Annotated in this window: 11 protein-coding genes; 7 read left to right on the top strand and 4 right to left on the bottom strand. The window is 40.9% G+C overall.

The annotated features are described in order from the left end of the window. Positions 1 to 418 precede the first annotated feature (418 nt). Genes ZX61_RS03055 through ZX61_RS03080 form a run of 6 tightly spaced genes read left to right on the top strand, consistent with a single transcriptional unit; the run spans position 419 to position 7,949 of the window. Positions 419 to 1,264, top strand: coding sequence for a heteromeric transposase endonuclease subunit TnsA (locus tag ZX61_RS03055; protein WP_049843238.1), 846 nt, complete (start codon positions 419 to 421; stop codon positions 1,262 to 1,264). Between the two features lie 4 nt (positions 1,265 to 1,268). After that, the gene (locus tag ZX61_RS03060) at positions 1,269 to 3,434 is read left to right on the top strand and encodes a Mu transposase C-terminal domain-containing protein (RefSeq protein WP_049843239.1); all 2,166 of its coding nucleotides are present in this window, start codon (positions 1,269 to 1,271) and stop codon (positions 3,432 to 3,434) included. Between the two features lies 1 nt (position 3,435). Beyond that, a complete protein-coding gene (locus tag ZX61_RS03065; protein WP_049843240.1) occupies positions 3,436 to 4,830 on the top strand; it encodes an ATP-binding protein in 1,395 nt (464 codons plus the stop codon). Beyond that, positions 4,823 to 5,737 carry a TniQ family protein gene (locus ZX61_RS03070; RefSeq protein WP_082173359.1) on the top strand — a complete coding sequence of 305 codons (915 nt, stop codon included), beginning with the start codon at positions 4,823 to 4,825 and terminating at the stop codon, positions 5,735 to 5,737. Before ZX61_RS03065 ends, ZX61_RS03070 begins: the two co-directional genes overlap by 8 nt. Positions 5,738 to 5,740: 3 nt before the next feature. Further along, a complete protein-coding gene (locus tag ZX61_RS03075; RefSeq protein ID WP_049843241.1) occupies positions 5,741 to 7,333 on the top strand; it encodes a TnsD family Tn7-like transposition protein in 1,593 nt (530 codons plus the stop codon). Between the two features lies 1 nt (position 7,334). Continuing rightward, entirely contained in the window at positions 7,335 to 7,949 is a 615-nt protein-coding gene (locus ZX61_RS03080) for a hypothetical protein (protein ID WP_049843242.1), read from the top strand. Between the two features lie 260 nt (positions 7,950 to 8,209). Here the strand turns inward: ZX61_RS03080 and ZX61_RS03085 are convergent, their stop codons facing one another. From ZX61_RS03085 to ZX61_RS03095, 3 genes are all read right to left on the bottom strand, one after another. Continuing rightward, positions 8,210 to 9,382, bottom strand: coding sequence for a hypothetical protein (locus tag ZX61_RS03085; RefSeq protein WP_049843243.1), 1,173 nt, complete (start codon positions 9,380 to 9,382; stop codon positions 8,210 to 8,212). Beyond that, complete coding sequence (locus ZX61_RS03090; protein WP_049843244.1) at positions 9,379 to 11,067, bottom strand: AAA family ATPase; 1,689 nt, start codon at positions 11,065 to 11,067, stop codon at positions 9,379 to 9,381. Before ZX61_RS03090 ends, ZX61_RS03085 begins: the two co-directional genes overlap by 4 nt. Positions 11,068 to 11,168: 101 nt before the next feature. Beyond that, positions 11,169 to 12,140 carry a hypothetical protein gene (locus tag ZX61_RS03095; RefSeq protein WP_235431286.1) on the bottom strand — a complete coding sequence of 324 codons (972 nt, stop codon included), beginning with the start codon at positions 12,138 to 12,140 and terminating at the stop codon, positions 11,169 to 11,171. A gap of 305 nt (positions 12,141 to 12,445) precedes the next feature. On the opposite strand from ZX61_RS03095, the gene ZX61_RS03100 reads away from it, so the two are divergent. Continuing rightward, a complete protein-coding gene (locus ZX61_RS03100; protein ID WP_049843246.1) occupies positions 12,446 to 14,068 on the top strand; it encodes a TIGR04141 family sporadically distributed protein in 1,623 nt (540 codons plus the stop codon). Between the two features lie 51 nt (positions 14,069 to 14,119). Here ZX61_RS03100 and ZX61_RS03105 read toward each other — a convergent pair whose 3' ends face one another. Further along, positions 14,120 to 14,749, bottom strand: a complete 630-nt coding sequence (locus tag ZX61_RS03105; RefSeq protein WP_049843247.1) for a DUF7281 domain-containing protein — start codon at positions 14,747 to 14,749, stop codon at positions 14,120 to 14,122. Positions 14,750 to 14,759: the final 10 nt, after the last annotated feature.

The following is a 14,759-nucleotide window of genomic DNA, read 5'->3' on the forward strand; positions in this document are numbered from 1 at the left end:
TTCATTCCAACTAATCGTATAGCTCAGCCATCGTCCTAGAGAATTATATTTCGTATAGATCCGCGCTAAAAATATACAACCGCACTAATATCAATGAGATTTTTATCTAAATTTTTTATCGAATTTGTTCAAACGCTCAAATATTAAACTAGAGCCACGTAAGTGACAGATAAATATAGATATAAATTAATAACGTAATTTTATAAGTAATAATACAATCCAAACCTTAAAAAATAAAAACCACAGTCATTTTTTAATAATTACATTGAAAATTAAGGCATTACCTATACTGAATTATAAATTTAGGATTTATATAAGTTATAATATATCCCTTTAAATACAATACCTTAGAATAAAAACACCTAGACAACGTACAAAATAGACGCTACTAATATATTAATCACTGAGGATTAAACATATGAAAGTAGCCACTCAACCATTAATTACCAAAAGAGAATTAAATCGCATCTCGAAATACATAAGAGATCGTTCAAATGGCGCACACAAACCTTTCATTACCGTTAGACAATCAAACAGCGTTGGTCTGTCTCACATTGTTTTCAGTCACAAAACAAACCGTTGCCATCATCTATTAAGCCTTGGAGAGTTAGCGCTATTTTTGCACCTTGAACACAACCCAGATGTTATTGATATCCATGAACAATACCCGCTGCCATTAGATGAGACTCTCGAATGCGCTGTAGAGTTAAATATTCGTCACCCTGCAAAATACAAAGAACGCAAAGGACGTGAAATTCCTGCTGCGACGATGACAACTGACATTGTAGCTACTCTTCGCGATGCCAACGGCCAACTGTTCTTACAGCCATTCAACTACAAACCTAGTTCGTCTCTTGACCCTAAGTTGGAGTCGACGCGAAAAGTATCTCGAACTCAACAGAAATTTCGCATTGAGCAAATGTATTGGGAACGACATGACTATCAGCTAGTACAAGTTACGGAGAACGAACTACACCCTAACAAAACTTATAACCTTCAGTGGCTTAGAGAAGCTTATCATCATGCCCAAGAAAACAAGCTTGAGGAAAGTCAATTTCAACGCATTCGATTGACTCTTAGTCAGAGGCTGCAAAAGTCCCCAGAGCTCACTCTCAAGCAACATTTGAGTGATACAGCAAGAATGCACAACATTACTCAACTAGCTGCGTTAAGGATATTTCAACACTCAGCGTATTCTGGACAGCTACAGGTCGACCAGAATGAACGCATTGAAGTTTTTCGCAAAGTAAAAATGGTTCCATAACGCGATGAGAATTAATCAGAAGTTAGTCGATGGCACTGAAAGTATGGAATACCTCATCGTAGATATGTGCTATGAACTCGATTTAATTGCAGTCACTCAGCTCAACGTTGAGCGTCCTAAAAGACCTCAAACACTAGTGCTGACAGATACGCTGAGCCAAATAAGACTGGGCAAATTGAAAGTGCTAGAGCATTCCTTTAGCCCTTTCCTTTTTATGTCGGACGAAGAGTTACTGACGGACAAGAAGCGTGGCAAATGGCTACAACGCAGAGACAACAGCTACAACATAATTGCCCCACTAATCGATAATGACGAGCTGCGTTACAACTATCTATTTGTGGATAGCAATTCAATCCTACATAGCTTGATTGAAGCTTCGGGTCGCAGCCGTAGCTATGTGGCAAAAATTTTAAATCGTTATTGGTACTATGGCTCTCACATCAATGCATTGTTACCGCTATGGCGAAACTGCGGTACTAACCAATCCCTACCTGACTCACCTGAATCAGTTCAAGATCCAGAGTTTGGGAAAAACGGGCCTAGAACCAAATATGGTAATCCATACCGAGGAGCTACTAAGAAAGATATTGCCAACATCAAACTGTTTTCTAAAGGCATTCCAAATGGCAGTAAAGCGAGACTAAGTGACCTTTACGGCCTATTTACGCGCCAATTTATGTATGCACAGATCAAACCTATGTTAGAGGGCGCTCAAGAACTTTCATTACCCGTTCCAAGAGCCAAGCTGATTTCACCCACAAGCTTTAGATATCATTTCATGAAGAACGTTGATCAGCTTGAATTGATTCGAAAATCCGTTGGTACAATCAATTACCAAAAAGACCACAGAGGTCGTTCAGGGCTCGCTCGCCAAGGTGTACGAGGCCCCACTAGTCGGTATGAAATAGATGCAACAGTAGTCGACCTGTACATCCGCTACCCCTATGACAAAACCAATCAACTAGCGACAGGTCGACCTGTTATCTATTTAGTTGTAGATACTTGGTCAGGTATGATCGTCGGCACACATGCATGTTTTCATGGGCCAGACTGGACTGGCGCATCGCAGGCCCTTTTCAACGCATTTACCGATAAGGTGGAATTTGCAAGACGCTATGGTGTAGAAATCACAGAGAACGAATGGCCTTGTCATCATGTTTGCTCTCAACTCGTGATGGATCGAGGCTCAGAATATACAGACCGTAATATCGAAAGCATGCTTAAGGGGTTAATAGGCTTATCGGTTGCTAGTTTCGCTCCCTACCATCGCGGTGATTGTAAAGGTACGGTGGAGAAAGCGTTTGATATCTTTCATAAAAATGCTGTTCAGTTTGTACCTGGTCAAGTAATGAAAATACCCAACAAGGAAGAACAACACGCTTCTAGAAAAGCCTCAATTTCCTTCGAACTGTTTATGGAAAGGCTAATTCAAGCAATTCTGTACACAAATAATAATCGTATGCGTATCAACAACCATACCTTTGAAATGTCACGCGATGACGTTGGTTATTCTCCTAGAGATCTATACGTCTATGGGCTAGAAGAAATGATGCTCCCTCCAGCTCAGATTCCCGAAGCACAACTTCGCTTCGCATTACTACCCGCAGACAAGGCGACTGTAAGAATGGAAGGGATTCACTTCAGGGGACTTTATTACAGTTCAAACAAAATCATCCAAGAAAAATGGTTAGATAATGCTCGAAACTTTGGACGCTATACAGTAGAGGTTCGATACGACCAAAATTTAACCAATTGGATTTGGTGTAAAGATCCTGAAACTAATGAACTGATTACATTAGAACTTACAGACCGTTCCGAGAAATATCGCAATCAGATTTGGCAATCCACTTTGCATGAAATCGAATTGACTAAAGAAAAGCAAAGCCATCATCAAGAGCGTGCATTTTCAAACAAAATCGAGTTCTTAAACAAAATGGACGAAATCGACCAAAAAGCCAAAGCTGACGCTCGATTCCTAAAAACATCCTCTGCTAAGTCTATCGAGAAAGGTATCAAAGAGCGTAAGAGTATTGTTTCGTCCATCGAACGTAGCAAGCAATCAGAACGAATTGCAGCCACTTTAAACTCTAAAGAAAGCGCTAAATCAAGCAGCACACTTAAACCCCAAAACTTGGAATCACCTGACTTTTTCGACTGTGATGACGACTAATATGAAAGCTAACTATATTCCTCACCCTAACTCTCAGATGGCTGGAAACCCGCTGATTGAAGCACTTGGATTTCCACTGCTACCCAAGCAATTTATTCAGGCGACAACACAATCGCCAAAATTGTCGCTCGACGTAGATGCAATTCCTCCTGAGCACCAAGGCTACTACACAAGAACACTCATCGATAATCTCTCTGAGTGCTATGTAGTTCAGGATGAAGCTCCTCGCCTATATGACATTATCTTCCGTATGATGGAACGTGGTTACATCTACCGAAACCCTTTGGTGTATGGTGATATTAAACAATTGCAATTCGCCGACTCTATTGAAATACCTGAAGGGCAAGAGCGCACTCTAAAGCAAACAGCTAATCAGCAGAGTTTCTTGGTGGCGGGTCTATCTGGTCGTGGCAAGTCTGCGATGGTTGAAAGCATCTTGTCAGCCATTCCTCAAGTCATTTCTCATCAAGAGTATCAAGGGCAAAGGTTCATCTACGAACAGATTGTCTGGCTTAAGGTCGATATCCCAACAGCGAGAGGCCAACGGGCATTGCTCTGGAGGATCCTTGAGTCTATTGATAGTGTAACTGGCGAGAATTATTACGAATCACATCAGAAAAGCTCAGTTACGGCGCTAATGATTGCTGTTCGTAAAGCGCTGCTCATTCATGGCGTTGGGCTTATCGTTCTAGATGAAGCTCAAAACCTATCGGAGACTCGACAATATGAAAAAGTCGGTAACAACGAGAACGCCACACTAAAGTTCGTGGAAGAGTTGTTTAACAAGGTGGGTGTTCCGCTATTACTCGTCGGGACATTATCAACACTCAATCTGTTTTCCAAAGAGATGACTGCCGCTAGGCGTATCGGAAAAACAGGTTCGCTAATCTTAGAACAATGTGATGTTGAAAGCTCGTTTTGGAAACGCTTCATTAAGCAAATGTGCCCTACTCAGTTGCTTAAGAATCAGACAACTGACACAGATACTTTAACGCGCCATATTCACTACTTATCAGCAGGTATTCCTGCTATCGCAAGCAGTCTAATTAAAGCAACGATGTCTTATCTGACCTATCTAACGCCAAACAATCAAGACCTGAGCATAGCTGCATTAGATCATGTATTTAAAGAGCAGTTTGTTTTGGTTTCAGGAGCGCTAACTGCCCTTAAGCGAGGCCAATTCTACAAATATGAAGATTGTAATCCTTTATCTCATTTGCACTCGGTTCAAGAAGATCTGTTTTCATATGACAATGTCGATGCTGGCGGCAAAGCGATCAAAGCACAAGCAACCCAAAATTCATCTTCACAATTGAATCTAACTGAAAAAGATAAGGAAATGCTTGATAACCTTACTCCTGAAGCTCTATTGGCACAGGCTCGCAAGTATGAATAACATCTTAAATGTGCTTCCTAACGAACATCTGAGAAGTTACCTTCATCGAATTCATACTATGTCTCCATTTGGTACTTTTAGTACTACAGCGCGACGTATAGGGCTGGCTAACTTTAGTGCTTCTCCAGTCACGGTCTTGTCTGAACTCGATCACTCGCTGATGGACACACTCCATACTGACAATCGTGCAGTTTGGAAAATGCATTTGAACGGTAACCTCATAGAACCATTCCTAAACGAACATGAGAATCAGCAAATACCGTTATTTCTTACAGGAAAGCCGTATGACATTGAATTTATCCACTCGCAAACAGTGCACAACCGAACATGGCGTTACTGCAAAGACTGCATAGAAGAAGATCAAGACACGTATGGTGTAACGTACTTCCACCAACCACACCAACTGCAAGGTGTGTTTCACTGTTACAAGCACGATTCGAGACTTATCAACGCCTGCTCTTCATGTGATTACCGCTTGAAGAACGTCAGCCGAATGCCAACACCAACGTTAGATTGTCCAAATTGTGATTCCAGAATGACAGATCAGGAAGTGTATTTTGATGAAACAATGTTGAAGGTTGAACGGCTTATGATTGCCTTAAACAATGGAAAGCTTGCCCTCAGCCTTGAACACATACAACAAAGCACCTTAACTCATATGGGCTTTACGCTTGAGCAAACTGAAACATTAGCGTTCAAAAGAGCCTGTGCCGATTGGTACAAAGACATTTTTACGACTGTAGGTAAGGACGCTCTAAAGCAGTACTTCTCAAACACGAAGAAAATGAATGGCTACACGATGTCTCCCACTATGCGAACTACACGTCTATTTTTATCGACGTCTACAAACAGATTTAGTCCTCCAGTAATCTACATTCTGATGCTGGTCGCCACAGGCCAGCTTTAAGCTATGTACTTCCACCATATCGCAGGAGAAGCTGTTTATAGCCTAGTCGCACGATGCCACTTTGCCTCACCGAGACGCTCGCTACGCGAAAAAAACCGAGCTCTTCTTGGACGCACCGATGTTCGAATTAACCCACAACTTCCATGCATGCTCAAACAAATTTCAGAACAAACTTCGATAGATGTGGATAATCTTTTGTACTACGGTACTTGTTACCCAGTCGTTGCGGCTTCTATCCAACGTAGTGAAAGCACGGCCATGCTTAAACTACACATGCTAAGCAATGATGGCAGTCATATCGCGGCTCTATCACGAGCTACCGCTTCTAGGCTAAGGTTTAACAGTGGACTAAAGTGCTGTCGACAGTGTCTAGAGGAAGATTTGCGTAACAGGGGACATGCCATTTGGCATACCATCCACCAATATCACGGTATGTTCGTTTGCCCAAAGCATGCATGTTGGTTGCAATACGCAACGACAGATGCTGATGGTCTTAACAAGCGTATTGAACTCCCTCCTACGCCTTACGCCACCAATTTCCATGGTTCTGAACTCTGTTTAGAGCGAGCATTGAGGTTAGCGTTATTCATCAGTAGTTGGCATGACTATGAACGCCAACTTAGGAGCGGACATGATGTTGCCGCAACTCACTCATTTTGGATGAGTCAGGCTCACCTCCTAACTCCTAATGGACACATTAGGCAGGTAGAAGCAATAAGCCGACTACAAGAGTTTTGGGTTCCTCTATTTGCTGACGCAACGCTGCTGCCTTCAAAACTTTATCAGTTCAATTTTTTAAGAAACCTCCTGAGCAGCCATCACAACAGTCATTACATTCAACATGCACTACTTGGTGGGTTCTTTGCTGAAAATGCCAGTTGCTACTTTGAGCAATTTAAACAGGTGGCGCAACCTTGTAAACGGGTACTACACGAACCTCGCGTCCATCTATCAGAACTTGAATCAGGAAACTCGCTTCGTTCTGTCGCCAAGGCGACGGGCTATTCGATGGGCTATCTAGCAGCCCTAGCGCAGCGAAATGGGATAACGGTTAATCATCGATTCAAACGACTAAGCAACTCGCTAGTCGATAGGATAATAAGGCTCGCATTCCGTGGACTTCACCGACGAGATATCGCGAAATTATGTGATGTTAGCGTTGGAACCGTAGAACAAAAAATCAACTCAATATCAGGCTTAGCCACTTGGAGAAAGCGACTCTGGTTTTGTAAGAAGAGATATCAATGCCGACAAGATCTCAAATCGATCATTTGCCAGAACCCAGCAATAACTCGAACAGAGATTAAGCACCTCAGCAGTTGCTACATTTGGCTATTTCGATATGACAAAGATTGGCTAAGCCAGCACCTACCAAAAAGAGTAGCTCCCACGTTTCACCCATCTATCGACTGGAATCAGGTGGACAAAAAGCTCGCTAAACAAATTAGGAAGCAGGTAAAGAGCGCTAGCTCCGTGTCGCATGTCGAGAGACAAATGGACTCACAGCATTCGTTAATTAAAAACAGAAAACGCCTGCCGCTATCAATTAGGCAGGCAGAACAGATCGTTACTAATTCAAAAAATAAGGAACAGTAGAATGACGTTATTCGGTACATTCCGACCAGTTTATGAAACTCACGCAGTTAAACCTCACTTACGTGATATTTCAATGTTTGTAACTCTAAATGGTGCAAAGCTCTACCCACGAGAGCAGTTTAATGAGAATGGAGACATTCACCCTTATCTAGCGCCACGCCTAAATCTCATAAAGTTAATTAAGCGTCATAACGCGGTAAAGTGGTTCCTTACCCCCAAAACTTACCAGGTTTGGGATTATAAAGTGCTCCCTGACTATAAAGAACTTATTGATAAGCGGCTTAACCACCATCTAAAGGCACTAGAATTGTTTGAGCAAAGCCATAACTATCTAACTGCTAGCCCTGAATCACTCCTCAAACAAAATGACAACGGCAAACTATTCAACATGTACTGTGATTACATGTGCACGTTTAACGCAGTTTCCATTGAGAGCAGAGAGATACCAACTACTGAGTGGGTTGTTTGGTTTGCTGAGGTGTCCCGCATTTATCAACAGACTGAAGAATACAAGAAAAAGCAGAGACAGCATAAAGCGGCTATCGCTGACAGCAATATCATCAAAGATGAATACGACGATGAAAATGATGTGTTCTACAATCGACATTACCAGTAGCGCGGGCCACCTGAGAAAAGTTGGTTCTGGTGGAGCGAGCTGTTGCTCCACCAGCACTGGTGCGTATACAACAATGATTTAGAAAGTTACGCCAAATTGATTTCAGAAAAAATTAGACACCATATATGGGTAACCACCAGCCCTGTAATTTAGTCAATGAACCATTAGTTGAGGATTGGCTGAGGTCTAAAAATGATTAAAACCAAGAGATGGCAGTTCGCTTGGCTCTAAATTGCACTATTTCAGGCCTGATCGGATAGTTACCCACTCTTGTTGACAACTAAATCGCTTCCTGCCAAGAAATTTAAAGAGTCGACAAGGAATTTCTGATATCTAACCTTTTTCTGGCTCAAAGTTAAGTCGACATTCAGCAAAATCCTTGTTCGTTCAGGATCATTTAACACTGTATCTCCCCCAAGCCCCTCTAACATACTAACTCTATCGTAGAGAGTCTTGAACTCCCTACGTGTTCCGAATTTATTGTATACATCTTCGAGATCAAACAACGTTGAGTTTGCATGTATTTTTTCAGATACATTATTTATAGTCACCACTATATCATCTTCAGAAAAGTCGCATCCTAAAGGATGCTCAAAGCCAAAGAGAGCTTCGTTGGGTAATTCATCAAGGGCAGGATTAAAATACCCTATCATCTCATTATTTTTTTTGAATCGGCTATTGCACCTATCTCCTGACGGAACAAAATTATTAAGTGATAGCGCTAAAAAAGGAAACTTAGACTGAGGAAAGTAATGGTCGATAGCGGGCCTGTAACGTGTCATGGGCTCAATACCTTCGTCGCCACAATATGGACAGTAATGCAAATCAATCAGATTAACTATCTCACGACCAAAACTACCTATAACATGATCATAATTAAAGGCACTAGCTAGATTTTCAAACCAAACAGGGAACTTAGCCTTGAAGTCGTCGTTAGCCTGAACTGTCCCAGAGACCATACTGTCGAGCTTTCGGAGCAGAGCTTTGATTTCACCAGCTCTAGTTGTTCCGTTCATGTTCTCAACAAATTCACTGAGTAAGATCGAAGGTTTTGTGGCAATAAAATCGGTCACATGAACTAACACATCTCTCTTGATGGTTTCGATCGCCCGTTTGCCTTGTGTTGTTTGTAGGTTTAAATGATCACAATTAGTGTTTACATTCAAAGACCTGAAAAAATACCTAGGATTAAAACGCTCTGCCAGAGTTGGGATACTATCAAAAATTTCTTCGCATGCGACTTCAAGAACCGAAGCATCGGAAGATAGAAGAAGTCGAAGACCAGCGTCATCAAAAAACAAATCAAGCTTCAGCCGCAATTCACCTTCCAATCCCTCGAAAGTTGCATCTAATCTTGGGCGCATATAGCTAAGACAAAAATTCAGATATCTTCCAATAAATTCAGCGGAATATAGTGTATTTAACTGGATCATTCATCAGCTCCCAACATACGCCTAATATTGGAATTTTTTATTTTACTTACCAGCTCTTTATCAAACTCTGTTTGACTATCAGTAATCTTGTTGCGCACAATCCTATCGATGTGAGATTTAGAATGGCTACCGAATGTCGAACTGAGGTGCATACCATCCATATAAAGTTGCAAAATCTGAGTACCAAAACCAAAAGAATCCCCAAGTTGAGGAGACTGAGTCGGTTCTCGATACAAAGACACAATGTCTTCAGGCAGGAAATCACCGATGATAATCGGTGAATGAGATGTGACAACTAGTTGAACACTATCGGTTGGGTATTCAACTTTCAGAAAACTCAACGTATCAGATAGAAATTCTCTTTGCCAGTCAGGATGTAAGTACAAGTCAACTTCATCCATCACTATCAAGTGATGTTCTTTGTTAGTTCGCTTAACGTCTTTGATGTAATAAAAAAGCTCCGCGTACAAGTTTAGCTTTGCAAATTCTCCAGTACTAAAACCTTTCCAGCCATAGTGAAAGTTCGAAACCACGTTACTTGGCAGTTTAGATATAGACATCATTAAATCAATAATGAAAGCAGCCTGATAAGACGCGATTCTGTCCTTGTCTTTAACACTAATATCTGAACTGTGGTCTATGATAATTTGGGATATCTCCTCAATTACACTTGAAGCTTCATGGAATTTTTTCAATACAATGAGAGCATCAGCGCTAGACACTCCTTTCAAGTCAGAATGTTCATAAAAATCGCTATTGACTAGAAGTTCATGCACTGCGTCGGGATTTGACAGACAAGGCTTTCCAGACAAGAACCCCGCCAATAGTTTCAAAAACATGAAGTCTTGTAGCTTTGGGCGAAACCCTGAATACTTCGTAGCATGCCTTAATAGCGATAGGAGATTAGCGCGGGTCAATTCGGATATTAATGACACACGTGGATCTGCAATTGAATCTGAGACGAATACTGGTCTAGGTAGAAGCATATGATTTAGCAATTCAAACTCATTATCAGAAAGGCTAAACTCCTCCTTGATATTTTCCCTAGACAACAAGTTTTTCAAATAAGTTGTCGAAGATGATTTAAAGAAAAACTCAAATTCTACTTTAATATTCTTTTCTTTTGCCATCCAAGAACTGTTTGCAAAAAAACTCATCAACCGTGATATTCTCTGAGCAAGTTTAGTCGGACTGCCTGTTTTGTATTGCGCTAAAGACAAATCATGTGAGAACACATTTTTTCTTGCCCTTCTAGAAATAGTACTTGATTCGCCACCTGACAGATTATTCGCTTTTATTAACCTAACCTTATGATAATTAAGAAACCTTCGATAGTTGCTGCTTACTTTAACTATGTTTAAAGACTCAACCTCAATAGAATCAATGTCATAGTTAATAGGACAAAGGTGGTAGATTTTTTCCTTTTCATTGAACCACACAAAGAACCCAGATGAGTCTGTAGCTTCATACGAGGACTCTATGAAATCCAGTAAGGTACTTTTGCCAGTACCATTTTTACCTACAATCGCAGTGCTTTGAATTCCATAGTAATAATCTAGATTACTCTCAACACTACTAAGGCAAAGCTTTCCATGCTCGAAAGTTATTCGGTGTGAGTTTGACAAACTTACCCCGATATCTTCAAGGACATTGTGTTGCTCTACGTACACATAAGCTAGTTTCATAATTATTCTATCTGCTAGAGTTAGCTATTGCAGATCTGTGGCGAACATAAGCCAGCAAATCAAAGTAAAATTAAAGTAAAATCAAACAATTAAAGTACTTACTAATCATACTTTAGTTCACCAAATAAACCTATCATCAAATCATCTTCGAGAATTTCATATGGGAGTTCTAAATATTCCTTAGGGTGCCGAGGAATTGCTTTTCCATCAAACGGAGCATTCTTAGTGTGCCCTTGCACGAACTCTCCATTTTCCTTCATATATGGTAAGACAACGATGCGACCATGGTTTTTAGAAAGGATACTCCCTGTTTTCCAAAGTGTATTACCATTCTCATCAACCTTGTTATAGCTGGCCTCTTTGACTACCCACCCTATGTCATCTTTATCTTCAAACCAAAACACGAACCCTGATACAACAACTACCTTATTGCCTTTTAACTCCGCTTCTGCCAGCATTCTTTTAACACTCGCTAATTGAAGTAATTTATTTGCTTGTGGCAGTAGCAACTTACGAATCTTAGCTTTAGTTTTCCCCCAATGACACTCTCCTTTCATCTGATAAGCAGATGCAATTTGTTCTCGGTAAAAGTATTTTGCAGTTTGCTTGTTATCCTTGATCTTTGTTGACCAATCACTATCACCTTTTCTTTTAAGGCTGACACCATGATGCTTTAATCGAACAAAGTTTAGGTAAGGCATCTCATTTAAGAGATCTAGCAAAGGCGCTAGGAGTGCTTGAGAGTTCGGAGGTAAAACAATCTCCTTCTCATTTGGCTTGGGATAGTTTTTGTTGCGACGCTTCCCTTCCAACAACATCAACTCTTCTTCAGCAAACAAACGACTTTGTCGAACTACTGCTTTTTCAACCTTTAAGCGCAACGAATCTCGCTCTATTTGCGCTAAGTGAACTTGTTCACCAACTGTATTTAAGCCTTTGTTCCTCTCCTCCGCAGCGCTTTTAGCCAAGCTATAACTGTCATAAACTTCGGCTTTCACATGACCTGATTCCGTATCTACGAAGCTCTTGTACCATTTAAGTGAAGTATCGTCTTGAAGTTTGAGGTCATACATCTGCCATCTGTCCCCTTCGTACCAAGGCTGGGGCCATACCGCGAGTGTGGGTAATGAGTATCCAGGCATTTCTTCTAGTCGCATTTTAATACCTCAACTTGATGATTTCTGAGTACTCCCAATGTTACTCACAACACGATTCCCACCTAACTTTACAACCACTTTGTATAACATTCGCAAATGGCGAGAGTTTGAAAATAGCTATATCTAGGGCAAGGATAACTACTCCATGACACAACTGATTGAATCATAACCACGTAAAATGTAATGTATATGCAATCAATTTAATCTTAATGTTGAATATAATGAACAAGGCAAAGACAGTAAAGTTGACTATTTATTTAGTTAAAGACAAGAATGCCAAGCATTCCTCTATAATCGGGCTTGGCAGCGCAGAAGAACCCATAAGCCTAGAGCTAGCTGGAGGTAATTGTTCCCTTTACATCAAAAAGCAGAAAGATAACCCACCGCAATGGGCGTCTCTCCTCACATCAACGGGACAGGTATCTAATGAGCAAATAGGCTTTGGCAGAAGTACTGGTGCAGCTCTTGTCATAAATTTACCTGAATCGACATTTTTAGTTACTTTGGGGCAAGGCTTTCACTTAATGAATGATGAAGCTATTGAACGAGATTTCGGACTTAGAGTCGCGTTAAACTCGATTGCTCCAGAGGACATCCATAGTTTGGACAAAGCAACAAACGAGAGAACACCTTTAAGCTCAAGAACTCAAAGTGGACTAGGCGTTGATTTGTACGAAATGCTTGTTGATCCTGATAAAGACCTGCTCTACGCCATCACAGGCAAAAGTACAGAGGGAACGTTTGGCTCATCTGTAACAGGAAGGGACTCATTTCAGATTAACGTAAAAGCTTCACTTTCTGACCTTCCAAACATTCTACGCAAAGCACTCGTCTATTATGGAACTCCTCTACCCAATGACTTCAAGTGGGTAGACAATGTACGAAAAATTAAAGATCCCAACCTCATTGCAGATCTCAACGATGAACTAGTCAGCCACATCAACTTCAAGAATTTCTCTAAAGTAGCACTCATAGAGCCTGAAATAGTAGATTATTCTCAAGTTGATGGTTACTCCTTCGCTGGGAATCAGAAAGCAGCTCGTTATCAGTTTCTCTGTATTGATAAATACTATGACTTCCTAACAACTAGCAAAACAACTATTGATATTGATGATCTCAAAGGCAGTTCTATCTACGTAAGAAATGCGCTCCATGAAACACAGATGACTTGGAGTGGTTTCCGATGCCTAGCTGCTGAAATCACGGTAAACGGGAAAACGTATATACTGCGAAATTCCATTTGGTACAAAGTTGACGACAACTTTGTTAAATCTATTGATTTAGAAGTCGCACAAATCCCATTATATAGTGGCACTTTACCCCAGTTCAATCACTCGGATGAGGGTGACTACAACGAATCAGTGGCCAAAACCCATGGGTTTGACCTGATGGATAAAAAGCTTATCCCTCTGGGTACGGGCTCTAGTAGAGTTGAGTTCTGTGACCTAATAAAAGACGAGTTTACGTTGATACACGTCAAAAAGTACTCTGGCTCAAGTACATTATCTCACCTCTTTTCTCAGGGGTTAGTTTCAGCCGAAGCATTCAAAAAAAGCGAACAATTTAGGGTGGACTTAAACAAGAAATTACCCACCTCTATCTCGTTGCAGGATACCTCTATTACACCTGACTCAACCATGTATGAAGTAGTTTATGCAATCTATACGGACAAAATATTACCTGATGAATTGCCATTTTTCTCGAAGATAACGTTAAAGAATGCATATCAAAGCCTCAAAGCAATGAATTACAATGTGTCCATTGCGAAAATTGATATCAACAATGGAGCGAAACTTTTAGGTAAAGGCAAACCACAAAAGCCTCCTAAGAAACGAGTAGCTTAGCATTGGTGCATGTTTGATTTATCCGACCGAGACTCAACAAACAGATGTGTATTACATAAGCCTTTCGATAACCAAGGAGCATTGGTTTCTAATCAAGTGCTCTTGCGTTATAGCCAGTGTATTGGCCTCAATAAAGGTCAAATGCTCTCGTATTGATGCGCTGACAGCTCTGTTCTTGAGCCTATCAAGCAGCTCTAGTTGCTTCAAAAATTCATCTAGCTTATTGATACTTCGAAACAACTCCAGATTTTGGACAGGGACAATCCAATAGTGTTTCTCATTGCTTAGCTGCTCAACCATATCTAAGCCTGCTGGATCGTAATCATAGAAAAACCCCACCTCAACATCATTGTTGTCAAAGCATTCAATCAAAGTAGGTAGGTCTTTTTGGTTCTTTCCGTGACCACGGTAGACGAGCACTGCGGATTGCCATTCCTCAGGTAAAGATAGTACGACATCTCTCCATCGAACCATAAGCTCACCATTCTCGATAATGAGGACTCGACTAAAACGCTGGATATCTAGGTCATCCAACTCTACAGAAGCTACATATCTGGCTTCTTTTGGTACATCTGGTTGGCTCTTTAAAGGGATATCCACATTACCAGCTAAGCTAATAAGTTGCTGAAACACACCACCTTTGGCTGACTTCTCACTAATACCAGGGCCTGCTGCGTCCATTCGAGAGTTG

The sequence above is a fragment of the Vibrio sp. VPAP30 genome (assembly GCF_001188205.1).
GTDB classification, from domain to species: Bacteria; Pseudomonadota; Gammaproteobacteria; order Enterobacterales; family Vibrionaceae; genus Vibrio; species Vibrio bivalvicida.